The sequence below is a fragment of the Bradyrhizobium sp. B097 genome (genome assembly GCF_038957035.1).
In the GTDB taxonomy this organism is placed as follows: domain Bacteria; phylum Pseudomonadota; class Alphaproteobacteria; order Rhizobiales; family Xanthobacteraceae; genus Bradyrhizobium.
This window is the reverse complement of the sequence record NZ_CP152412.1, coordinates 1312909-1336798: the sequence shown is the minus strand read 5'-3', so window position 1 is coordinate 1336798 and position 23890 is coordinate 1312909. Positions and strand designations below refer to the sequence as shown.

The window sequence follows — 23890 nt, the reverse complement described above, 5'->3', positions numbered from 1 at the left end:
GGTCGGCCCGCCGGTTGGCCTTGCGGGCCCAAGGTGGAATACAAGGCAGAATACAAGGTAGAATAGACGGCAGAACATATCGCGGCACTGCAATCGCAGGCATGACGCGGCGCCGCCCCGGCTCCGCAACACGCTGTCGCAGCCGCCTCTCTCTACCCGACAACGCCAAACGGCTGTGGATCGTTCAGCCAAGTTAACGTTATCCCGGCTTAAGCCGGGGCACGCTGGCCGCGGACATGGACCTGCCGCCCCCCAGTTGCGATACTAACCTTCTGTTAAGGCTGTCGTCCTGCGGCCGCCGGCACTCCGGCAAAGCTAAGGAAGAAGCCAAACCATGCGGTCAAATCTTGCGTGATGAGTGACGCGGAATTCCAGATCCAGGCGCTCGGCGATGTGCGGCTGGCGGACCATGCGACGAGCGGCCTGCCGGCGTGGCTGTGGTCGGCCGACGGCGCACGGATTCTATGGGCCAATCCGGTCGGCGCGCAGGTATTCGGTGCCGCCAATGGCGCCGAGCTGGCGAAGCGCGCCTTCGGCCCGGCCGATCCGCATCGCCGCCAGGTCGCGCGGCTCGGCTACCGCCTCGACGCAGGCGGCGCGGTGCGGCTGGAGCGGCTGCGCGGCTTCGGCGCGGTGCCCGGCGGGCTTGCGACCTGCGGCTGCAGGCGGATTGACCTGCCCGACGGCAACCACGGCATCCTGATGAGCGCGCTCAATGCGATCGGCCGCAACATGCCGCTCGCCGAGCGCTTGCTGCGGCTGGTGCAAGGCTTGCCGCGGCCGGCGGCCGCCTTCAACGGCGACGGACTTTTACTCGCAACCAACGAGGCGGCGCGTTCGCTGCCCGGCCTGCACGATCTCACCGAAGCCGGCCTCGATGCCGCGCGCGACGAAGCGCTGGCACAGGGCCGCGCGGCGGCGAGCGTTGCGATCGGCCGCGTCGTGCTGCAGCGGATCGGCCACGGTGCCGATCGCGCGCTGATCGCGCTGATCAAGCCGGCACCGCATCTCGCCGCCAAACCGGCGGCACCGATCGTGCCTGAGCCGGTTGCGCCGGAGGCACTGGTAGCGGCAGCAGCGCCGCAAGAGGCCGCAGCCGTGGAGCCGCCGCCAGCGCCTGCCGCCGTCGAACAGCCAACAGCGCGTGAAGAAGCCCCCGCGCCGGCCAGCGAAATGCCGGCCAGCTTCACACTGTTCGATGCGCTGGATCCGCAGGTGGAAGAGCGCGTCGCGCTCGAGCCGATCGCCAGCGTGACTGAATCCGAACCCGCGGGCATTGCTCCATCTCCCGCATCTGAAGAGACGCACGTCGAGACCGCGCCCGTCGCGACAACGGCATTCGACACCACACCGGACGAAAGTCCCGCCGTCGAGGAGCCGTTATCGGAAGCGCTCATCGAAGTGCCCGCTGAAGCACAGGTCGAAGCGCCCGCGCCCCCTGCTCCACCGCTCGCGTCGGCAGAGCTGACGCATACAGAGCAAGCGCCGGTCGAGATCCCGCCTCTCGACACCACGCCCGACGAAACTGCCGCGGTCGAGGAACCGCTATCGGAAGCGCTGATCCAGGTGCCCGCTGCGGCACAGGTCGAAGCGCCCGCAGCTGCGCCTACGCCCGCTCTCGAAGAGACCGCACACGCGCCGGCTCCAGAAATATCGGCGCCACCGGCCGAGCCCGTGCCCTCGCCCTATGCGATCGCGGATGTGCCGGCTCCGCCGCCTGCCGCCGAGCCGGCGCCCGCGACGCTGGCGCCGGTGCCGCCGCCATCCTGGCTCGACGAGCCGCTGCCGGTGCGGCGGCATCCGCTGCGCTTCATGTGGCAGATGGACCATGAGGCCCGCTTCTCGCTCGGCTCCGACGAATTCACCCGCCTGATCGGCCTGCACACCGCGGCAGGCTTCGGCCGTCTCTGGAGCGACATCGCCGAGAGCTTTGGCCTCGATCCCGAGGGCCGCGTCCTCAAGGCGGTCGCCAGCCGCGACACCTGGAGCGGCATCACCCTGCACTGGCCGGTCGACGGCGGCGGCCGGCTGCCGGTCGAACTGTCCGGCCTGCCGGTGTTCGATCGTTCCAGGAATTTCGCCGGCTACCGTGGCTTTGGTGTGTGTCGCGACCTCGACGGGCTTGCGCGACTCGCCGCTTTGCGCCGCTATGAGTTCTTCAGCGGCGCGATCGCGCCGCGATCGCTGTCGGCCGATGTCGCGCCGGCGCCGCGCACCGCCGCGCCGCCCGGGCCCGCCGCGCCGCATGATGTTGCTCCGCCGCCCGACCCGACCGCAGCGCCGCCCGAGGAATTGACCGAGCCGAGCGCAGCAGAGACCTCACACCAAGCCGATCCGGATCACGCCGTGGAAACGCCGCAAGAAACGCAAGGAGGAACGCAGGAGGGACCGCACGACGTGCGTCACGACCCGCCGCAGAACGTGCTGCCGTTCCGCCTTGCCGGCGATACGCGGCCGCCGTCGTTGACGCCGGTCGAGAACAACGCCTTCAACGAGCTCGCCCGTCAATTGTCGGCGCGGCTCGAGAGCGAGGCCGGCCTCACCGCGACAACGAACGAGCGCGCCGCCACGGAGGCGGTTGCCGAAGCGCCGCCCGCCAGCGAACCGGAGGCGGAGGCACCGCGGCAGCAAGAAGCGATCGCGCAGCTCGATACGCCGGCTGACGCGCCAAAGGCCGGTTGGCTCGCCGCGAGCGAACCTGCACCGCGCGGAGAGTCCCGACGCGACCGCGCGCTGCTCGATCTCTTGCCGGTCGGCATCCTGATCTACCGGCTCGACCGCCTGCTCTATGCCAACCACGCCTTCCTCGCCCGCATGGGCTATGACAGCCTGCACGCACTGGAAGCCGCCGGCGGGCTGGACGCGCTCTATGTCGAGCCCGGCGTCTCGCAGGCGAGCAGCACCTCCGGCACCGGCACGCCGGTGACGATCTCCGCAAACCAGAACGCGGATGACGGCGCGCAGTCCGTGTCCGCAGAGGCACGGCTGCACACCATCACCTGGGACGACGATTCCGCGCTGGCGCTGATCTTCTCGCGCACGCTGGACGAAGACGCCGCGGTCGCGGCCGCTCTGTCCGATCCGAAGTCCGATCCCGAGCCCGATCCCGAGCCCGTGGCTGCCGCCGAGCCGATGCTTGCGCCACTACCGCCGCAGGCCGGCCACGCCGACGCCGAGGAACTCGGCGCGATCCTAGACACCGCGGCCGAAGGCATCATCATGTTCGATGCCGAGGGCAACATCCATTCCTGCAACCGCAGCGCGGAGGCGCTGTTCGGCTATGACGGCGACGAGTTCATCACGCATAATCTCGCCGACCTGTTCGCGCCGGAAAGCCAGCACGGCATCTTCGACTATCTCACGAGCGTGAAATCGGCCGGCGTCGCCAGCCTGCTCGACCACGGCCGCGAGACGCTCGGCCGCGTGCGCCAGGGCGGCATCATCCCGCTGTCGGTGACGATGGGCCGCACCCGCGCCGACGGCCCGAACTTCTTCGCCGTGTTCCGCGATCTCTCGCAGACCAGGAAGAGCGAGGGCGAATTGCGCGAGGCGCGGCGGCTCGCCGAACGCGCAGCGAACGCCAAATCCGACATGCTGGCGCGGATCAGCCACGAGCTGCGCACGCCGCTCAACGCCATCATCGGCTTTTCCGAGGTGATGATCGGCGAGCGCTTCGGCGCGCTCGGCAACGAGCGCTATGTCGAATACATGAAGGACATCCGCGCCTCCGGTGAGCGGGTGATCACGATCGTCAACGACCTGCTCGACCTGTCGCGGATCGAGACCGGCAAGCTCGATCTCGCCTTCACCAGCCAGAACCTCAACGAGATGGTCGAGAGCTGCGTCGCTGTGATGCAGCCGCAGGCCAATCGCGAGCGCATCATCATCCGCACCTCGCTCGCGCACACGCTGCCGCCTGTCGTCGCCGACGCCCGCGCGCTGCGCCAGATCACGCTGAACCTGATCGGCAACTCGATCCATCTCGCCAATGCCGGCGGCCAGGTGATCGTCTCGACCGCGCTGTCGGATTTCGGCGAGGTGATGCTGCGCGTGCGCGACACCGGCCAGAGCCTCAACGACAACGAGGTCGCCGCGGCGCTGGAGCCGTTCCGCGCGCCGACGCCGTCCGATCAGGCCGGCTCCGCCGGCGTCAGCCTGTCGCTGACCAAGGCGCTGGTCGAAGCCAACCGCGCCAAATTCCAGATCCGGACCGGCGGCCGCACCGGCACGCTGATCGAGATCGTGTTCTCCCACGCCGCCGCGCGGGTGTAAGCGGCGGGCACGCTCCGTCGCCCGCGTGAGGAACGCACTAGCGGAGGGGCTCCCTCCCCCCTTGCGGGGGAGGGTTGGGGAGAGGGGTGGCCACACGGTACGCTCCCTCCGTGTAATATTCTTCAATGCCACGCGGCCGAGATTGTGAGACCGACACTCATCTCGATCATCTCGCCCGGGGCCACCCCTCTCCCCACCCTCTCCCGCAAGGGGAGAGGGAGCCTGGCCAGCGTGCCTACCTCACTGCGAAAATCTGTCGCGCTTGATCGGCGCGGCACGGCATGGATCTTGCTGCAATTCCGATTGTTTGAAATTCATTATCTCGCGAACCCAGCCCGCTTTCCGGGCATCTGGATCTGGCGGATGCGCTGCCTTGTCGTCGCCGACTTGCATTATTCATTGCCGCAGTTCGACTGGCTGCTGGCGGCCGCGCCGCAATTCGATCTGGTGATCTTCGCCGGCGATGCGCTCAACCTCGGCTCGGCGGTCGATTTCCGCGCCCAGATCGTCGTCGTCACGAAATACCTCGCGCGCCTCGCCGGCCTCACGCGCGTGATCTTCTGCTCGGGCAATCATGACCTCGACGAGCGCAACGCAGAGGGCGAGAAGGTTGCGCGATGGGTCGCCGCCGTCAGGGAATTCGGCGTGGCCTGCGACGGCGACAATCTGACCATCGGCGACACGCTGTTCACGGTGTGCCCGTGGTGGGACGGCCCGATGGTCAAAGCGCGGATCGACGAGCAGCTGCGCGAGGCAGCCGCCATGCCGCACCGCCGCTGGGTCTGGGTGCATCACGCCCCGCCGGCGGATTCCCCGATCAGCTGGGGCGGCAAGCGCTTCTTCGGCGACGTCGAGCTGCTGCGCTGGATCGAACGCCACCACCCGGCGATGGTGATCTCGGGCCATGTGCATCAATCGCCGTTCATCCCGAACGGCTCGTGGTTCGACCGGATCGGGGCCACCTGGGTGTTCAATACCGGCCTGCAACCCGGCCGGCCGCCGGTCTACATCGTGCTCGATCTCACCCAGGAGAAGGTTTTCTGGCTCGCCGCCGGCGACGCGCAGATCGTCGATCTCAACGCCCCCCTGCATCGGCCGGCAACGCCGCTCGGCGAGGCGCCCGACTGGCTCACATCCTTGGATCGGATTGCCGATCCGAGCCTGGCGCGACCTGCATCGGCGGCAGGTTGATCATGCTCTGCAGCACCTCGCTGACCATCGCCAGATGGGTGCCGTGATCGGCATATTGATGCATCAGATCGGCAAGATAGGTGGTGGCGACATGCAGCCGTTGCGCCAGCAGCTGCGCGATCAGCAGCGCCAGCGCAGGCTGCTCCCGCAGGAACGACGCCGCATCGTCGAATTCGTACAGGACGCAGTCGGACGCCGCGCGCACCTTTGCGCTGTGCGGCCTGTCGAGCAGAACACTCATCTCGCCGAACACCGCGCCGGGCTCGTCGATCACCGCGACCAGACTGTCGCCCTTCACGACCTCGACCTTGCCCTCGAGCAGGACGAACAGATGACCTGTCTGGCCGCCCTCCTCGATGAAATCCGTGCCGGCCGGCAGGCTGCGCCTGCTCCCGCCGGTGCAGTGATCAAGGATCGCTCGCATGCTGTTTCGCCTCCGTCTGCGGTCAGACTAGGCGGAGATGTGGCCGAGGTGAACGGGATTAGCCAGGCGGTTTGCCCAAATTGTCGGCATGCCGTGCGTGAGAGGGACGCAGCGGCCGAAGGGCTCCCTCTCCCGCTTGCGGGGGAGGGTCGGGGTGGGGGCTCTCTCCGCGAGTCCCAGTGTGGAGAGAGCCCCCACCCGGATCGCATCGAAGATGCGATCCGACCTCCCCCGCAAGCGGGAGAGGTGCGCCGTTTCCGTGGCCCGACCGTCCAGCGGGCTACTGCTTGATCTCCAGCGTCTGGCGCTTGCCGGCGGCGATCGAGAACGGCTTTTCCGCCTTCTGGCCGTCGGCAAAGATGGCGACCGCGACATAGTCGCCGGCGCTGAGCGCGACGTTGGTGGTCGCATCATAGCTCACCGAGACGCGCTTGCGCTCGTCATTGATGTCGCGCTCGGCGCCGTAGATGTCGATCTCATGGGCGCCGTCGGCCTTGATCCCGACCACGCCGGCGTTGAGATTGACGTTGATCCGGGTCGGCGCGCCGGACTTCACCTCCGCGCGCGCCGTGCCCTTGGCCTCGCCGACCGTCACCATCACCTCGTAGCTGCCGCCGGGCAGATCGAACTTCGATTCGGCGTCGTATTCCTGCGCGACCTTCTCGCCCTCGTCACCGTCGGCCTTCGCCGGCTGGTGCACGGCAACCACGAGGTCCTTCTCGACCTTGGGGCCGCCCTCGGCATAGGTGGTGGTGACGATCAGCTTGCCGACGTCGAGGGTGAGCTGGACGTTGCTGGAGTCACCCGCGGCGACCACGAACGGCTTGCTGGTCTTCGACTGCCCCTTGGTCAGGGTCAGCGTATAGTTGCCCGCAGCGAGCACGAAGCGCGGCACCGCGTCGTATTCCTGCGCGATCAGTCTGCCGCCCTTGTCGGAGACCTGCCAGACCACGTCATCGACCTTGCCCGCGCCGCCGGCCACCGAGCCCTCGCTGGTGACGTAGCCGGCATCGAGGATGACGTCGAGCATCGCCGGCTTGCCGTTCTCGACCTTGAGCGGAAACTCGCGCTTGAGCTGCCGATAGCTCACCTCCACGATGTAATCGCCGGGCGCGATGTTGTCCGCGAACGGCGCACCGTAGAAGGTGTTGACGTGCTCGCCCTTCTCGCCTCCGGCGCGCTTGTAGACGCCCCAGTTGACGTCCTCGTCGCTGATCGGATCGAGTCCTTCGGCGAGCCGTGCCACGCCGCGAAGGTTCTTGCCGAGATACGGATCGGCGGCCACAGGCTTCGGCGGCGCCTCGCTTGCGACCTTGGTGCCTTGCGTCGCCGCCACCGCCTTGGTCAGTGCGCCGGTGAGGCTCGCGGCGTTGCCGGCATCGAGATAGACGCCGCCGGTCGCGCGCGCGATGCATTGCAGCTGGCTCTTCGCCGCGGGGTCGGCGACGTCGAGGCCGATGACATGGGCGGTGAAGCCGATGCCGGCCTTCTTCAGTTCGGCCGCGGCCGCGCACGGATCCGGCGCGCAGGTCTCGATCCCGTCGGAGACCAGAATCACATTGGCCTTGTTCTCGGTCGAGTGCAGCGCCTCGGCGGCGGCACGGAGCGAATCCGAGATCGGCGTCTTGCCCTTCGGGTTGATGCCGTCGATCGCGGCCTTGATCCTCGCCGGATCGAACTTGCTGACCGGCACCATCAGCTCGATGTCCTTGCAGTCACCCTTCGAGCGATGGCCATAGACCATCACGCCGAGACGATCGGCGGGATTCCATTTCGACAGGATGGCATCGACCGCCTGTCGTGCAGCGGAGATCTTGCTCTGCCCATCGACCAGGCCCCACATCGAGCCGGATGCATCGAGCACGAGAATGGTGTCGGTCCCCTGCGCTTGCGCCTGCGCCTGGGCGCCGTGAAGTGACAGCAACGCCAGGCCAAGCGACAGCAGGCCGGCAACGAACGAGCGGCGAAAAACCTTAATCACGGATCGATCCTCGATGATGGAGACAATCGGAGGGCAAAGACGGCTGCGGCGGCGGTCATGTCGTGAGATCATTCGCACCTTGCCACAGCTGCGCCCTCCTTCGATCCGGATTTTGTTTTTTGTTGGCCGGATTGCTGATGCGATACACTTCCGGCGTGCACGCGACGAAACGCCAAAATGTCTTTGATTGGCGTCACTTGCGTCCGAACATTTGGACTATTGCGACAAGCATTTGGCCTGATGCGACACGCAGATGACGACTAAATTGCTTCCAGAGTTGCGCGCATCGCGCTCGTCGGCGTGAGCGTCATCACAGATGACGCTGCTTTGTACGCTGCCGTGCACTTGATCGCACTACTCCCACATGTCCGGCGCGACGCGCCCGGCGAAGGCGCAATCGATGACCCGATCCTGTCGATCACGGTCGACGATCAGTCGCAGCAGGTCCGGGCGCGAGTAGTGGCCGCCGATATCGCATAGCGCCTTGGCGGCGAGAACAACCTCCCGCGATCCGTCAGCGATCAGGATGGTCTCACCTTGCGCCGGCCCCGCGATGATCTCACCGCGCGGATCGATGATCACACTGTCGCCGCTGTACTCGATCGTCGACAGCTCGCGATAGCGTTCGGGCGTCGCCTCGTGCGACCGCATGCCGCCCACGGCGATGACGTAGCAACCCGCCTGGGACGCGAACGCGCGTGACAGCAGGAGCTGTCGCGGCCACAGCGGCGTGGGTGACGGCGGCGCCACGGCGGGCTCTCGTCCCGGCCACGCGGCGACGTGGATCTGCGTTCCCTGTGCCGCCAGCGCATAGCCGGGCAACATGGTGTTGTGCTCCCAGCAATTGAGCCCGCTGATCCTGCCGTAGGGCCGCTCATGAACCCGCAGGCCGACCGCGTCGCCGTCGGCCCACACCGAACGCTCGTTGAAGGTCGGCTTGAGCTTGCGATGACGGCCGAGAATCCGCCCCTCGCGGCCAATGAACAGAAGCGTGCAGTAGACCGTGCCCTTCGTGACTGCGTCGCGTTCGGCAACGCCGATCACGACATCGATCCCGGCGCCCTCTGCGGCATCGCAGAGCCGGTCGGTGGCGGGCGACGGAATCTCGACGGCGCTATCGAGATATTCCGCCATGGCGCGAAAGGTGCTCGGACCGGTCGGTGCATGACAGAAAAACGGATAGCCCGGCAGCCAGGTCTCGCCGAACGCGGCGATCGTTGCCCCCATGGCACCGGCCTCGCGGATCAGGCGACAGGCCTTCTCCACCGACGCCTCGCGATCGAACGGGACCGCGGCGGCCTGGATCGCCGCGAGCCTGAAATGCGTATCGATTGCCATGGCCGGGTGCCGCATCACGCGACGCCCTTGCGGGCAGCATCGAGCGCGCCCGCAAGCAGTTCGAGCGCCTTGACGCGCCGTCGCCGCGCAAGGCGCTCTTCGCCGACCTTGCGTTCATGCTCGCCGGCGATGAAGGCCTGGATGTCCGGCAGCAGACGAATGACGCCGCGGCTGCCCCACTGGCCATCCGGTATCTCGGTCGGAAACACCCAGACTTGCGGCGCCACATCCTCGTACGAACCACCGTCAGCGCGTACCACGGCGGCTGTCACGTCCTTCACCAACGCCGCGCGCGAGGCTTCGGTGTACTGCCCCTCGGGCACCGTCGGCACGATGCGATAGCGTGGCGACGGCGACGGCTCGCCCGCCACATAGACGGCGGCCGGCCGATGCAGGAACACGACGGTGACGCCTTGCGCAACCTTGTTGGCCGGGTCGAATCCCTCGTGACCGATCAGGATATCGCCGAGCTCCTTGATGAGCCGCGCTTCCGCTACCGGCTTCAGGGCTCCTTCGGGAATTGTGACGTCGATCATCGGCATTGAGAGACCTCCTGTTGTTGCCAGCATGAGGTCTATGCGCGAGGTGCTTCCGGCAGCAGTGGCAGTATCGCCATTCTCAGGGCAAATTCGGACACGGCGTCGTCAGCCGGCAGGCGCCATGCGCGCGGTGACACGCGCAAACCGGCGCTGGTATTCGCGCGGCGAAAGCCCGGTTTCGCGCTTGAACAGGCGGCGAAAGGTCGACAGATCGTTGTAGCCGACACGCGCACTGACCGCGTCGAGCTTCAGCCGCCTGGATTCGATCAGGCGCTTGGCCACATCGACGCGCAGCGCCTGCAGATATTGCAGCGGGGCCTCGCCGACCGCGAGCTTGAAGCGGCGGTTCAGGGTGCGTTCGCTGACCGAAAGGTCGCGCGCCAGCCTGGCGAGGCTGAAGCCCCGCTGCAGCGACTTCTCCATCAGGCTTTGCGCCTGCGCCACCAGCGCGTCGGAATGCTGGGTGTCGTGCGTACGGCTGGCATAAGACGCCTGCGAGACGCGATTGCCGTCGATCAGCATCAGCTTGCCGGTCTCGGCGGCCAGATCGGCGCCGGCGAACTTCTCGACCAGCCGAAGCGCAAGATTGAGCGAGGTCGTCACCGCGCCCGAGCAGACGATCCGGTTCTGCTCGGTGAGGATCTCGGCGACGCGCAGATCCACCGCCGGGTAACGCGTCGCGAAGGTCCGCCCCTTCGCCCAATGGGTGGTCGCGACCCGGCCGTCGAGCAGGCCGGCTTCGGCGAGGATGAAGCTGCCGGTGCAATAGGATGCGAGCAGGGTGCCGCGCTCATGTTGCCGCCGCAGCGCGGCGAGCAACGGCTCGACCGTATCGAGCCGGGCGAAGAAGCGCTCGATGTCGCCGACGAACGGTCCGGAGATCACCACCGCATCCGCCGCAGACCGCGCACTGATCGGTCCATCGACGCCGATGATTTGGCCGGACGCGGTCTGCACCGGCCGGCCATTGAGTGACTCGACGCGCCACCGCAGCTGGGACGGCTTGCCGTTGTGGCGCTGCGGCCGCTTCGCCGCCACCGAATTGGCGGCCGTGAACACGTCGACAATGCCCGCAACGCCCGAAGCGAGGATACCGTCATAGACCCAAATCCGGATGAGTGGCATGGCCATGTCCGATCTTGCACAAAGTGAGGCAATTCTGCCATCTCGCGCGGGAGCGGGCAAGCGGCCGGCAGCGGCCGCCGATGTGACGGCCGGACGGATAGCTCCCGCGAGACCCATGGGTGCGATCGGCACCCGGCTTTCCCTGCGCCCTCTGATCTCAGAGCGGCGAAACGAAGAGCAAAGCTCGGACAATCATGTCGCGAGAGCGCGAAGCTGTTTCCCATCCTCATCTGTCATCGCCCGCGAAGGCGGGCGATCCAGTACGCCGCGGCCTCTCGGTTCGAGCACAACTGCCTCTGGAATACTGGATCGCCCGGTCGAGCCGGGCGATGACACCGAGATGCGGTACGCAATAGCGGTGCGTCGTATCGTGCGAGAGCTATCCTCATCGTCGTCCTGGCGAAAGCCAGGACCCATTACCCCAAGTGCTGGTTGGTGCGCCACGCTGGGGCCGCGATCCCGCTCACTACCGAATACGGTGGTTATGGGTCCTGGCTTTCGCCAGGACGACGGCGGTGTATATGATCGCTTGCTACGTGCCCTTGCCGCCGCCTCAGATCCCCCGCGCAAATCGGCGAAAGCCCGGCGCGCCGGTCAGCGCCTCGAATGCCGCATCGCGCTTCTCCTCGGCGAAGGCAAAGCCGGCCATGGTGTAGCAGCGCTCGGCCGCCTCGTTGCCGATCACGAACGAGATCGATGCCCGCGAATAGCCGGCGGCCTTGCCGTCGGCGAGCGCGCGGGCGATCAGGGCCTGCACCAGGCCGCCGCCGCGATGCGACGCTTCGGCTGCGACGTGCTCGATCAGCCAGTCGCCCTCGCCGCCCTGGACCCAGCAATTGCGGGCATAGCCGCCGCGCGCGACGATGCCATCGGCATCGGCACCGGTCTCGGCCGCGACCTCCTCGATCGCCGCGCGTGCGGCGACGACCGTTCCGGATGCGGGCATGGCGCACAGCGCGGCAGCCGGCACACCATCGACTTCAGCGATCAGGAAATGGGCGACATGGTACCATGAGCGTACCCGCGCGACGGCGAGCCGCGTCATGAACGCGAGACACTCTGCCTCCGGGCGGTCGAGCGCGATGTCGAACCAGCCGCGCGGCAACGGGCCGCGCTGCGCGGCCAGCACGATGCGGGCGATGAAGCCGGCGTCGTCGGATCGTGCGGGACGGATCGTGGATCGTCCCGCGCCGGTCATCTCAGGTGTTCGTCAGCGCGACGCGGAATTCCGCCTCGGTCTTGGCCTTGACCTCGTCGAGCGTGACGCCGTCGGCGAGCTCGATCAGCGCCATGCCGTCCTTGCCATGCTTGTCGATGGTGAACACCGCCAGATCCGTGACGACCATGTCGACCACGCGCTCGCCGGTCAGCGGCAGATTGCACTGCTTGAGCAGCTTCGCGCCGTCCTTGGCGGAATGCTCCATCACGACCACGACGCGCTTGACGCCCGCGACGAGGTCCATGGCGCCGCCCATGCCCTTCACCATCTTGCCGGGGATCATCCAGTTGGCGAGGTCGCCGTTCTGCGCCACCTGCATGGCGCCGAGGATCGACAGATCGATATGGCCGCCGCGCACCATGCCGAAGGAATCGGCCGACGAGAAATAGCTGGTCGAGGGCAATTCGCTCACGGTCTGCTTGCCGGCGTTGATGAGGTCGGCATCCACCTCATCTTCGTAGGGGAACGGGCCCATGCCGAGCATGCCGTTCTCGCTCTGCAGGTTTACGTCGACGCCGTCGGGGATGTAGTTCGAGACCAGCGTCGGGATGCCGATACCGAGATTGACGTAATAGCCGTCGCGCAACTCCTTGGCGGCGCGGGCGGCCATCTGTTCACGGGTCCAGGCCATGAGGCTCTCCTGAAGAGTTATGTCTTAGTTGCGCATGATCTTGCCGGAAAGCCGGTGCCCGGTTTTCCGGATCATGCGTTAAGCGGCGGGCCGCGGGCGGGTGTTGCGGAACTCGATCCGCTTCTTGCCGGTCCCGACCTCGATGATGCGTTTGACGAAGATGCCGGGGGTGTGGATGTGGTCCGGGTCGATCTCGCCGGCCGGCACCAGATGCTCGACCTCGGCGACGGTGACCTTCGCGGCGGTCGCCATCATCGGGTTAAAGTTGCGCGCGGTCTTGCGGTAGACCAGGTTGCCGGCGGTGTCGCCCTTCCAGGCGTGCACGATGGCGACGTCGGCGAACAGGCCGCGTTCCATGATGTACTTCTCGCCGTCGAATTCCTTCACTTCCTTGCCTTCGGCGATCAGCGTGCCGACGCCGGTCTTGGTGTAGAAGGCCGGGATGCCGGCGCCGCCGGCGCGGATGCGCTCGGCCAGCGTGCCCTGCGGGTTGAACTCGAGCTCGAGCTCGCCGGCGAGATATTGCTGGGCGAACAGCTTGTTCTCACCGACATAGGACGAGATCATCTTCTTGATCTGGCGCGTCTCCAGCAGCCGGCTGAGGCCGATGCCGTCGACGCCGGCATTGTTGGAGACGACGGTGAGGCCCTTGACGCCGGAATCGCGGATCGCGTCCGACAGGGTCTCGGCGATGCCGCAGAGGCCGAAGCCGCCCGACATGATCATCATGCCGTCCTTGAGGAGACCATCGAGTGCCGATTTGGCGTCGGGATAAACCTTGTTCATGCAATGAATACCTGATGGAGGGCGCGGAACGGCTCTGTCCAGCGGATTATTAGGCGAAATCTTCGCAATGCGTCAATCACGGCCCCGTGCGGCGGCGGGCGGCGGCCTGCGGCATCAACATGGCCTTGAAAGCGACAAGAAAACCCTTCAAGTTGCGTGGGTTGGCACCGGCTTCCATTGCGCAGCCGGCAGTGTTCGACGACGCCCCGACAAAACTCAACCCGACCCGGATATGTCATTGACGATGGCCCAAGGAATTAAGCGCCTGGGGATGCCGATCGCGGCGCTTCTCGGCCTGGCGCTCGTGGGGCTGGTCGCAACGTCCTGGTTCCTCAACCGGGACGCGCTGCGGAGCGCGGTGGAAGCGCAGATTCGCGCCGTGACCGGGCTCGAGCTCGTCGTCAACGGGCCGATCGACGTTTCGGTGTTTCCCGGCAGCTATGTCTCCTTTCACAATGTCGGGCTGAAGGGCGCTGATACCACCGATCCGGCCTTGCAGGTCGACGTGCTGACCGCGAACCTGCGCCTGCTGCCGCTGTTGCTGCGGCGGTTCGAGATTGCCGACGTCATGATGCTCCGTCCGCATATCCATGTGGTTCGCGACAGCGCCGGCGAGAGCAACTGGACCCCGTTCGTCGAGACCATCGCCAAGACGATGACGCCCGGCGCCGAGAACCAGGTGTCATTCTCGGAAATCCGGATCCAGGACGGCGAGCTGAATTACGAGGACGGCACCAACCACATCTCCGAACAGCTCGGCGATATCGACCTTTCGCTGGCCTGGCCCTCCATCTCGCGTTCGTTTGCCGCGACCGGCCAGTTCGACTGGCGCGGCGAACGCGTCGACGGCTCGATCAGCGCCAGCGATTTCGTCGCGCTGCTGTCGGGCGACCGCTCCGGCCTCAAGGCACGGCTTGCCAGCGCGCCGCTGAAGATTGCGTTCGACGGAACCGTCGCCAACCGCACCAGCCTGATGATGGAAGGCACCGCCACCATGGACTCACCGTCGCTGCGCAACGCGTTGCGCTGGATGGGCCAGGCGCCGCCCGGCGGCGGTGGCGGCTTCGGCCGCTTCGCACTGAAGGCTCGCGCCAATGTGGTCGGCGGCTCGGTCGCGCTGACCAATGTCAATGTCGAGCTCGACGGCAATGTCGCCGAGGGCGTGATGACCTACGCCAATAACGGCCGGCAGACGCTGCAGGCGACGCTTGCCGCCGGCAATCTCGATTTCACGCCCTACATCTCGACGTTCCGCCTGCTGGCCAGCGGCCAGCGCGACTGGAACAGACAGCTGTTCGACCTCTCCTCGCTGTCGTCGACCGATCTCGACATGCGCCTGTCGGCCGCCAAGGTGACGGTCGGCCCGTCCAAGCTCGGCCGCACCGCGTTCGGCGCCAATCTGCGGGGCGGCGCGCTCGCGCTCAGCGTCGGCGAGGCGCAGATGTATGGCGGCATCGCCAAGGGTTCGTTCGCGATCGCGCGCTCGGACGCGGTCGCCGACGTCAGGGCGCAATTCCAGTTCACCGATGTCGATCTGCAGGCCTGTGCCAGCGAACTGTTCGGCATCAACAAGCTGTCCGGACGCGGCAACCTCAACGTCTCGCTGACGGCCTCCGGCTCGAGCCCGTTCGGGCTCGCATCGTCACTGGACGGCACCGCGACGCTGAACGGGCATGACGGCGCGATCGCCGGCTTCAATGTCGAGCAACTGCTGCGGCGGCTGGAGAAGCGGCCGCTGTCCGGCGGCGGCAATTTCCGCTCGGGCTCGACGGCCTATGACAATCTCAGCGTCTCGGTGAAATTCGCCGACGGCGTCGCGACCGCCGACGACATCCATGTCGAGAGCCCGGCGGCGAAGATCACGCTGACCGGCACCGCCTCGGTGCCGTCGCGCGAGTACGATCTCAAGGGCGTCGCCAGCCTGACCTCGGCGGCTGCCGGCGGCACCGCGTTCGATCTGCCCTTCGTGATTCAAGGCCCGTGGGACGATCCGCTGATCTTCCCCGATCCGGAAAGCCTGATCCGCCGCTCGCCGGCATCCGCCCCGTTGCTCGACGCGGTGAAGGATCGCAAGACCCGCGACGCGGTGCGCTCGGTGATCGAGCGCTTCACCGGCGGTGCCGCACGGCCCGCGGCCGCGCCCGATGCCGCGGCAGGCACGCCCGGCAACGCACCGGCGACAGCGGCCGAGAATGCCAAATCGAACTGACCAAAGTCGAACCGACCAAGGTCGAACTGATCAAGCGTCGAACTGATCGATCCATTCACTTTCCGCATCAATGCAGCGGGACTGATCCACGCTCTCCCGCGAGCCCCCTACAGAAGTCGTCGACGCGACATCTTTATCGGGTCACGGGCATGCGCTAGTGTTTTCCCTAACCGGTTAAAAAAGCCGGCCTCATGAGGGGAGAAGAACGTGAGATCCAAGGTTATCGGTGCGCTATCAATTGCGGTCGCTGCGGTCGGCCTGTTCGCCGCAACTGCACCCGCTCTGGCCCAGGGCAAGACGATCACCGTCTGGTGGGGCAAGGGATTTTACAAGTCCGAAGACGACGCGCTGCTCGATACGATCAAGAAATTCGAAGCCAAGACCGGCATCAAGGTCGAACTGTCGCAATACGCGATCCAGGACATGATTCCGAAGACGGTTGCCGCGCTGGATTCCGGCACCGTGCCCGACGTCGCCTATTCCGACACCTACGATGTGCAGGCCCAGGGCAAGTGGGCCTTCGAGGGCAAGCTCGAAGACCTGTCCGACATCATGCTGCCGATGAAGGACGCCTTCGCGCCGAACACGCTGGAAGCGGCCCTGCTCTACAATGACGTCACCAAGAAGAAGTCCTATTACGGCTTCCCGCTCAAGCAGCAGAGCATGCACGTCCAGATCTGGGGCGACATGCTGGAGAAGGCCGGCTTCAAGGCCGATGACATCCCGACCAAGTGGGAGGATTACTGGACGTTCTGGTGCGACAAGGTGCAGCCGGGGATTCGCAAGGCGACCGGCCAGCGCATCTACGGCGTCGGCCAGCCGATGGGCGTGGAATCCACCGACTCGTTCCAGTCATTCTACACCTTCATGGACGCCTACCACGTCAAGCTGGTCGACGATGACGGCAAGCTCCTCGTCGACGATCCCAAGGTGCGCGACGGCCTGATCCACGCGCTGAAGGACTATACCGACACCTACATCAAGGGCTGCACGCCGCCATCCTCGACGACCTGGAAGGACCCGGACAACAACGTCGCCTTCCACAACAAGACGATCGTGATGACCCACAATTTCACGATCTCGATCGCGGCGAAGTGGTTCGAGGATTCCACCAACCCGGCGCTGACCGACGCGCAGCGCGCCGCCGGCAAGCAGGCCTACGAGCACGACATCATCACGGCGTCGTTCCCGAAGGCACCGGACGGCTCGACGATCCGGTATCGCTCCGACGTCAAGACCGGGCTGATCTTCGCCAACGCCAAGAACAAGGCGGAAGGCAAGCAGTTCATCAGCTTCCTGATGCAGGAAGACAACGTGCGGCCCTATATCGAAGGTGCGCTCGGCCGCTGGTTCCCGGTGACCAAGGCCAGCCAGGCGAGCCCGTTCTGGCAGGCCGACCGGCATCGCAAGGCAGTCTGGAATCAGTTCACCGGCGGCACCGCGCCGTTCGACTTTACCAAGAACTGGAAGTTCACCATCCTGAACAACGAGAACGTCTGGGCCAAGGCGATGAACCGCGTGGTCAGCGAGAAGGTGCCGGTGGACAAGGCCGTCGACGAACTGATCGCCCGCATCAAGCAGGTCGCCGGGTAAGCTAAACGATGACCGGTACTGCCGACACTAGCTCCGCGTCGTCCCGGCGAAAGCCGGGACCCATACGCCGCGGCAGCAGTTCTGGAGTATGCTGGTCGACGGCTTTCGCGCAACGACCGGGACCTGTGGTTATGGGTCCCGGCCTTCGCCGGGACGACACCGTGGATGCGTCCGACACCTCGTTCTTAGAGTAACCGAATGGCGATCACGCTCTCCGCATCCGATGTCCCCTCGCCGCCACTGTCGGCGCGGCTGTCGCCGCCGCAGGTCTGGGGCATCGTGCTGCTCGTGCCCTATCTGCTCGTCTTCCTCGCCTTCGTGGTCTATCCGGTCGGCTACGGCCTGTGGCTGGCGCGCCATCCGTCGAGCTATGTCGCGCTCTACAACGACCCGATCTTCGCGCGCGCGGCCGTCAACACGCTGATCTTCCTGGTCATCGGCATCAACATCAAGATGCTGATCGCGCTGTTCCTGTCCGGCTTCTTCGCTCAGCAGCGGCCCTGGATCAGGTGGCTGTCTGTCATCTTCATCCTGCCCTGGGCGGTGCCGTCGATCCCGACCATCCTGTCGGTGCGCTTCATGCTCAATCCCGAATGGGGCGTGGTCAACCAGCTGATCTTCAAGTTCACCGGCGACGACGGCCCGAACTGGCTGAACGATCCGGCGGTCGCGCTCGCGATGGCGATCGGCGTGCACATCTGGAAGTCGCTGCCGTTCTGGACGCTGATCCTGCTGACCGGACGGCTCGCGATCCCGCACGATCTGTACGAGGCGTCCGACGTCGACGGCGCCAATTGGTGGCAGAAATTCCGCTACATCACCTGGCCGTCGATGCAGACGCTCTACATCACCTGCACGCTGCTCTCGATGATCTGGACGCTGGGCGATTTCAACAGCGTCTATCTGCTCACCGGCGGCGGGCCCGCCGACCTCACCCACGTGCTGTCGACGCTGGGCATCCGCTATCTCAGGCTCGACCAGCTCTCGCTGGCGATGGCCTCGATCGTCTGCGCGATGCCGTTCGTGCTGCCGCTGGTCTATTACATGATGAAACGGTTGTCGCGATGAAGCTGCCCACCCTCCGCGAAGTCGGCACCGAAGCCAAGCTGCTGCTGATCGGCATCCCGGTCTTCATCTGGACCATGATCCCGATCTACCACATGTTCGTGTTCGCGATCTCGCCGAAGGAGGACGCGTTCACCGGCAAGCTGTGGCCGACGCATCCGACGCTGCATAATTTCTCGATCGTGTTCCACCAGCAGCATTACTTCCTGCGCGACTTCTGGATCCAGTTCTGGAATTCAGCCGTGATCGCGCTGGCCGTCGGCGCGCTGACGCTGTTCGTCGCCACCGCCGCGGCGTTCTCGATCTCGCGGCTGCGCGTGCCGGGCGGCCGGGCTGTGATGAATCTGGCGCTGTTCACCTACTTCATCCCGGCGGCGTTCCTCGCCGTGCCGATGTATCGCACCATGGGCACCTACGGGCTGCTCAACAATCACTGGTCGCTGATCCTCGCGATGGTGACGATCGCCGCGCCCTACGCGATCTGGGTGCTGAAGCAGGCCTCCGACAAGCTGCCGGTCGAACTGGATGAAGCCGCGACGATGGACGGCGCCACCACGCTGCAGCTGTTCCGCCTGGTCTATGTGCCGCTGATGATGCCCTCGCTGGTCGCGGTCGGCACCTACGCGATCCTGCTCGCCTGGAACGAGTATCTTTACGCGTTCCTGCTGCTGTCGAAGGACACCGACATCACGCTGCCGGTCGCGCTCGGCAACTTCCTCGCCGCCGACGACTCGCCGTGGGAGCTCTTGATGACCACCGGCTTCATCTACGCGCTGCCGCCGGCCGCGGTCTACTACGCCTTCAAGCGCTACATGGTCGGCGGGCTGACGGCGGGCGCCGTCAAGTCGTGAGGCCAGGAACCGATCCAACCTCGTCGTCATTGCGAGGAGCGTCAGCGACGAAGCAATCCACCTCTCCGCTTGCGGCGCGATGGATTGCTTCGCTTCGCTCGCAATGACGGGCCGCTACAGCGGCGCGGCGCTCTCGCCGCGTGTGCTCGACAGTTTCGAGGCGAACGAGGCGACCACGATGATCACGGCGATCAGCGCGATCACCAGGGTGCAGATCGCGTTGATCTCGGGCTTCACGCCGAGCCGGACCTCGGAATAGATCCGGATCGGCAGCGTCGCCGAACCGGGGCCAGTGGTGAAACTCGCGATCACCACGTCGTCGAGCGACAGCGTGAAGGCCAGCATCCAGCCGGCAACGATCGCCGGCACGATCAGCGGCAGCGTCACCAAAAGGAACGCGCGCACCGGATCGCAGCCGAGGTCCATCGCGGCTTCCTCCAGGCTGCGATCGAGCGTGGCGAGGCGCGATTGCACCACGACAGTGACGAAACACATCGTCAGCGTGGTGTGGGCGATCGTCACCGTCCAGAAGCCGCGCTCGGCATTCAGCGCCACGAACAGCAGCAGCAGCGACAGGCCGGAGATCACCTCCGGCATGACCAGCGGCGAATACAGCATGCCGGAGAACAGCGCCCGCCCTCGGAACCGTTCGCCGCGCGCCAGCCCGACCGCGGCCAGCGTGCCCAGCAATGTCGCCAGCGTCGCCGACACCGCGGCGACCGACAGGCTCATCCACGCCGCCTCCAGCATGGCGCGATCGCTGAAGAACTCATGGTACCAGCGCAGCGACCAGCCGCCCCACACCGTCACCAGCCGCGAGGCGTTGAATGAGTAGATCACCAGGATGACGATCGGCAGATAAAGGAACGCCAGCCCGAGCGCCAGCGAGGTCATGTTGAAGCGCGTCAACCTGGTGACGGTGCCAGCCATCAGCGATTACTCTCGAGCTGGCGGCGTTGCAGGCGGTCGTAGAGCACGAGCGGCGGCACCAGCAGCAGCAACAATGCGACCGCCGCGGCTGACGCCACCGGCCAGTCCTTGTTGGTGAAGAACTCGAGCCACAGCGTCTGCCCGATCATCAGCGAGTTGGAGCCGGCGAGCAGATCGGGGATCACGAACTCGCCGACAACAGGAATGAAGCAGAGCAGCGCGCCGGCGCCGACGCCCGGCAGCGACAGCGGGAACGTCACCAGCCAGAACGCCTGCCGCGGCGAGGCGCCGAGATCGCCCGCGGCTTCAAGCAGCGAGGCATCCATCTTCGAGAGCGTCGCATAGAGCGGCAGGATCATGAACGGCAGATAGGAGTAAACGATGCCGAGATACATCGCGCTGTCGGTCGACAGCCAGACCACCGGCGCAGACACGATGTGCAGCGTGAGCAGGAACTGGTTGAGCAGGCCGTCATGCTGCAGGATGTTGATCCAGGCATAGATGCGGATCAGGAACGAGGTCCAGAACGGCACGATCACCAGCATCATCGCCACGCCCTGCCAGCGCTGCGGCAGCCGCGCCATGCCGTACGCAATCGGATAGCCAATCAGCAGCAGGATCAACGTCGAGGTCACGGCCACGACGAGGCTGCGCAGATAGGACAGGATGTACAGATTGTCCTGCAGCAGCAGGCGGAAATTATCGAACGACAATTGCGCAAACGCGGCCGCCAGCGCCGCGCGGCCCTCGGTGAAATCGAACACCGGCGTATAGGGCGGCTGCGCGATCGCGGTCTGCGACAGGCTGATCTTCAGCACGAAGCCGAACGGCACCAGGAAGAACAGCACCATCCAGAGGTAAGGCGCAATCGCGGCGAGCCGCGCCGGCCGCGCGAAGATGCGGCGCGCACTCATTGCTCGAGCACCAGGCAATCGTCGGCGGTGAACCACGCCACCACGCGCTGGCCGGCGAGATAGGCGTCGACATCGAGCCGCGCGGTATTGGCCATCGACGAGCGCACCACCGCGCCGGTCTCCAGCTTCACTCGGTAGCTCGTGACGCCGCCGAGATAGTTGACATCGGTGACGACGCCCTCCAGCCGGTTGATCGTCTGCGATGCGCCCGCGTCCGAGGCCGGTGCGCGGCGCGACAGCTTCACCTTCTCGGGGCGGATCGCGACGCTGACGACCTCCTTGGTCACCGGCGGCCACAGCTCGCTGACCGCGAGCGTGCCTGCTTCCGCGGTGGAGACCGTCAACCGTCCATTCTCGCGGGCGGCGACCTGGCCGTTGAACAGATTGATGTCGCCGACGAACTCGGCGATCCAGCGCGAGGCCGGCGCCTCATAGAGATTGCGCGGGGTCGCGACCTGCACCAACCGGCCGGCATCCATCACGCCGATCCGGCCGGCCATCGTCATCGCCTCCTCCTGATCGTGGGTGACGATGATGAAGGTCATGCCGAGCCGGCGTTGCAGCTCCATCAGCTCCCCTTGCGTGCTCTCGCGCAATTTCTTGTCGAGCGCGGCGAGCGGCTCGTCGAGCAGCAGCACCTGCGGGCGTCGCGCCAGCGAGCGCGCCAGCGCCACGCGCTGCCGCTGCCCGCCGGAGAGCTGGTCGGGCTTGCGCTTCTCGAGCCCCTCGAGCTTGACGAGGGCCACCATCTCGGCAACGCGGGTCGCAATATCGCGACGCGCCATGCCGGCGCGCCTGAGGCCGAAGGCGATGTTGTCGCGCACCGACAGATGCGGGAACAGCGCGTAGTTTTGGAACATCATGTTGACGGGCCGCTCATGCGGCAGCACCTGGGCGATATCGCTGCCGCCGAGCAGGATGCGGCCCTCGTCCGGGGTCTCGAAGCCTGCGAGCATGCGGAGCAGCGTGGTCTTGCCGCAGCCGCTCGGGCCGAGCAGCGCGAAGAACTCGCCGGCGCGGACGTCGAGCGAGAGCCGGTCGACCGCGCGGAAATTGCCGAACGACTTGGCGACGCCCTCGATCCGCAGCAGCGGCATGTCCGAGACGGCCGGTTCAGGCAACGGCTTTGCCGCCTCCGCACTCGCTTCGCCCGATGTCACGTCCGCAAGCCCCGATTCCCCGCAAGGTCCGATCCTGGCGGCAAGCTAGCGGCGGATCGCCACCGGCTCAACCGCCTCACGGACATCTCCCGCAATATTGTCGGCTTCCGCGCCTCTGCTAGAGCGTTTTCGAGCGAAGTGGAAACCGGTTCGCGTGAAGAAAACGCGTCAAAACAAAAAGCTAGAGCTTCGGTTCTGATTCAATCAGAACCGAAAATGCTCTAGACTTCGCAGTCAAATTCGGGAGGACAACCGATGATTCACGACCGCTACGGCCTGCCGCTGACCACCACCTCGGACCGCGCCGCCGCATATTATGTCGACGGCGTCGATCGGATGCTGGCGGCGCTGCACGGCGCCGATTCGGCGTTCGAGGCGGCGATCGCCGAGGACCCCGATTTCGCGTTGGCCCATCTCGGCCGTGCCCGCGTCCACCAGCTCAACATGGAAGGCGCCAAAGCCCGCGCCAAGGCGGCCGACGCACGGCAGCTCGCGGCGGCCGCAAGCCCGCGCGAGCGCCAGCACATCGAGATCATCGCGTCGGTGATCGACGGCCAGGGCAAGAAGGCGATGACAGCGGCCGAACAGCATCTCAGCGAATATCCGCGCGATGCGCAGGTGCTCTCGCTGTTGCTCGGCGCCTTCGGCCTCTATGCCTTCTCCGGCCGGTCCGACCACGACGCGGCACGGCTCACGATCTGCGAACGCTACATCGGCGACTATGGCGACGACTGGTGGTTCCTCACCTATCTCGGCTGGTCGAAGACCGAAGCCGGCGACCTCGTCTCGGGCCGCGCCGTCACCGAGCGCGGCTATGAGTTGAAGCCGGAGAACGCCGGCGCCGCGCACGCGGTGGCGCATGCGCTGTTCGAACAGGGCGACGCGGCGGAAGGCCGCAGCTTCCTCTCCGCATGGCTGCCGGCGAATGATCGCACCAGCTTCCTGCAGGGCCACCTCGCCTGGCACCTCGCCTTGATCGCGATCGAGGAAGGCGACGCCGACGGCGCGCTCGCCATCTACGAGCAGCACATCAAGCCGGCGGGCCGGCCCTATCCGCCGCTCAATATCTACACCGACACGGCCTCGCTGCTGTGGCGACTGTCGGTCGCCGGCAAAACGGGTCTCGAACCGTACTGGAAGGATGTCGCCGCCTATGGCGACGGCTACTTCCCGAAGGCCGGTGCGCATTTCGCCGACGTGCACCACGCGCTGGTCGCAGCCACGACCAACAACGATGCGCTTGAGGCGCGATTGACCGAGATGGCGGCGCGCGACGCCGACGGCAAACTGGCGCCCGGCCCTGCCGCGATCGGGCTCGGCCGGGGCGTTGCCGCCTTCGCCGCCGGCGATCATGAGCGCGCCGTGCGCATCCTTGCGCCGCTGATGCCCGAGCTGGTGCGGATCGGCGGCAGCCACGCGCAACGCGAATTGTGGGAGGACACCTTCATCGTCGCGTGCCTGCGCGCGGGCCAAGGCCGGCAAGCGACGAGCCTGATCTCGGAGCGGCTGCATCGCCGTCCATCCAAGCGTGACCTCGCCTGGTCGCAGGAGGCGGAAAGGCAATAGAAGCTGTTGCGGGTTGGTGACTGTATCGTCGCCTGTTCCCGGATTTCGCGGCGCTCCATCCGGGCTACGCAGTCGTGCCGGCCGGGAGGTGTTCTC

Annotated in this window: 18 protein-coding genes; 7 read left to right on the top strand and 11 right to left on the bottom strand. The window is 66.2% G+C overall.

The window, feature by feature from the left end; all coding sequences use genetic code 11:
- The first annotated feature begins 354 nt into the window (after positions 1-354).
- The gene (locus tag AAFG07_RS05985) at positions 355-4272 is read left to right on the top strand and encodes a PAS domain-containing protein (RefSeq protein ID WP_342726421.1); all 3918 of its coding nucleotides are present in this window, start codon (positions 355-357) and stop codon (positions 4270-4272) included.
- Between the two features lie 363 nt (positions 4273-4635).
- Positions 4636-5463, top strand: coding sequence for a metallophosphoesterase (locus AAFG07_RS05980; protein ID WP_342726420.1), 828 nt, complete (start codon positions 4636-4638; stop codon positions 5461-5463).
- On the opposite strand, the gene AAFG07_RS05975 is transcribed toward AAFG07_RS05980, so the two are convergent.
- The 8 genes from AAFG07_RS05975 to AAFG07_RS05940 all read right to left on the bottom strand — a co-directional run bounded on the left by AAFG07_RS05975 (position 5402) and on the right by AAFG07_RS05940 (position 13506).
- Positions 5402-5887 (bottom strand): cyclic nucleotide-binding domain-containing protein, encoded by a 486-nt coding sequence (locus AAFG07_RS05975; RefSeq protein WP_092123548.1) that lies wholly within the window; start codon positions 5885-5887, stop codon positions 5402-5404. The genes AAFG07_RS05980 and AAFG07_RS05975 overlap by 62 nt on opposite strands.
- Positions 5888-6167: 280 nt before the next feature.
- Positions 6168-7868: a vWA domain-containing protein gene (locus tag AAFG07_RS05970; protein WP_342726419.1), complete on the bottom strand. Its 1701-nt coding sequence runs from the start codon at positions 7866-7868 to the stop codon at positions 6168-6170.
- A gap of 354 nt (positions 7869-8222) precedes the next feature.
- A complete protein-coding gene (locus tag AAFG07_RS05965) occupies positions 8223-9206 on the bottom strand; it encodes a carbon-nitrogen hydrolase family protein (protein ID WP_342726418.1) in 984 nt (327 codons plus the stop codon).
- 14 nt (positions 9207-9220) lie between these two features.
- On the bottom strand, positions 9221-9748 hold the full coding sequence (locus AAFG07_RS05960; RefSeq protein WP_342726417.1) for a Tautomerase enzyme: 528 nt from the start codon (positions 9746-9748) through the stop codon (positions 9221-9223).
- 102 nt (positions 9749-9850) lie between these two features.
- Complete coding sequence (locus tag AAFG07_RS05955) at positions 9851-10876, bottom strand: helix-turn-helix domain-containing protein (RefSeq protein ID WP_342726416.1); 1026 nt, start codon at positions 10874-10876, stop codon at positions 9851-9853.
- Between the two features lie 547 nt (positions 10877-11423).
- A complete protein-coding gene (locus AAFG07_RS05950) occupies positions 11424-12068 on the bottom strand; it encodes a GNAT family N-acetyltransferase (RefSeq protein ID WP_342726415.1) in 645 nt (214 codons plus the stop codon).
- A gap of 1 nt (position 12069) precedes the next feature.
- Positions 12070-12720, bottom strand: a complete 651-nt coding sequence (locus tag AAFG07_RS05945; RefSeq protein WP_092123540.1) for a 3-oxoacid CoA-transferase subunit B — start codon at positions 12718-12720, stop codon at positions 12070-12072.
- A gap of 78 nt (positions 12721-12798) precedes the next feature.
- Positions 12799-13506 (bottom strand): CoA transferase subunit A, encoded by a 708-nt coding sequence (locus tag AAFG07_RS05940; RefSeq protein WP_092123538.1) that lies wholly within the window; start codon positions 13504-13506, stop codon positions 12799-12801.
- Positions 13507-13750: 244 nt separating this feature from the next.
- Between AAFG07_RS05940 and AAFG07_RS05935 the strand changes: the two genes are divergently transcribed.
- The 4 genes from AAFG07_RS05935 (at position 13751) to AAFG07_RS05920 (ending at position 19224) form a co-directional block, all read left to right on the top strand.
- Positions 13751-15715, top strand: a complete 1965-nt coding sequence (locus tag AAFG07_RS05935; RefSeq protein ID WP_342726414.1) for an AsmA family protein — start codon at positions 13751-13753, stop codon at positions 15713-15715.
- 207 nt (positions 15716-15922) lie between these two features.
- Positions 15923-17308 carry an ABC transporter substrate-binding protein gene (locus AAFG07_RS05930; RefSeq protein WP_092123534.1) on the top strand — a complete coding sequence of 462 codons (1386 nt, stop codon included), beginning with the start codon at positions 15923-15925 and terminating at the stop codon, positions 17306-17308.
- Between the two features lie 198 nt (positions 17309-17506).
- Positions 17507-18376 carry a sugar ABC transporter permease gene (locus AAFG07_RS05925; protein ID WP_092123532.1) on the top strand — a complete coding sequence of 290 codons (870 nt, stop codon included), beginning with the start codon at positions 17507-17509 and terminating at the stop codon, positions 18374-18376.
- Complete coding sequence (locus AAFG07_RS05920; protein WP_176533664.1) at positions 18373-19224, top strand: carbohydrate ABC transporter permease; 852 nt, start codon at positions 18373-18375, stop codon at positions 19222-19224. The genes AAFG07_RS05925 and AAFG07_RS05920 overlap by 4 nt, the downstream gene beginning before the upstream one ends.
- A gap of 114 nt (positions 19225-19338) precedes the next feature.
- Here AAFG07_RS05920 and AAFG07_RS05915 read toward each other — a convergent pair whose 3' ends face one another.
- The 3 genes from AAFG07_RS05915 to AAFG07_RS05905 are packed head-to-tail and all read right to left on the bottom strand — an operon-like array spanning position 19339 to position 22165.
- Positions 19339-20154 (bottom strand): ABC transporter permease, encoded by an 816-nt coding sequence (locus AAFG07_RS05915; RefSeq protein ID WP_342726413.1) that lies wholly within the window; start codon positions 20152-20154, stop codon positions 19339-19341.
- Positions 20154-21068, bottom strand: a complete 915-nt coding sequence (locus AAFG07_RS05910) for an ABC transporter permease subunit (RefSeq protein ID WP_342726412.1) — start codon at positions 21066-21068, stop codon at positions 20154-20156. Before AAFG07_RS05910 ends, AAFG07_RS05915 begins: the two co-directional genes overlap by 1 nt.
- On the bottom strand, positions 21065-22165 hold the full coding sequence (locus tag AAFG07_RS05905; RefSeq protein WP_342729064.1) for an ABC transporter ATP-binding protein: 1101 nt from the start codon (positions 22163-22165) through the stop codon (positions 21065-21067). The genes AAFG07_RS05910 and AAFG07_RS05905 overlap by 4 nt, the downstream gene beginning before the upstream one ends.
- Before the next feature lie 399 nt (positions 22166-22564).
- Between AAFG07_RS05905 and AAFG07_RS05900 the strand changes: the two genes are divergently transcribed.
- Positions 22565-23794 (top strand): tetratricopeptide repeat protein, encoded by a 1230-nt coding sequence (locus AAFG07_RS05900; RefSeq protein ID WP_342729063.1) that lies wholly within the window; start codon positions 22565-22567, stop codon positions 23792-23794.
- The last annotated feature ends 96 nt before the right edge of the window (positions 23795-23890 follow it).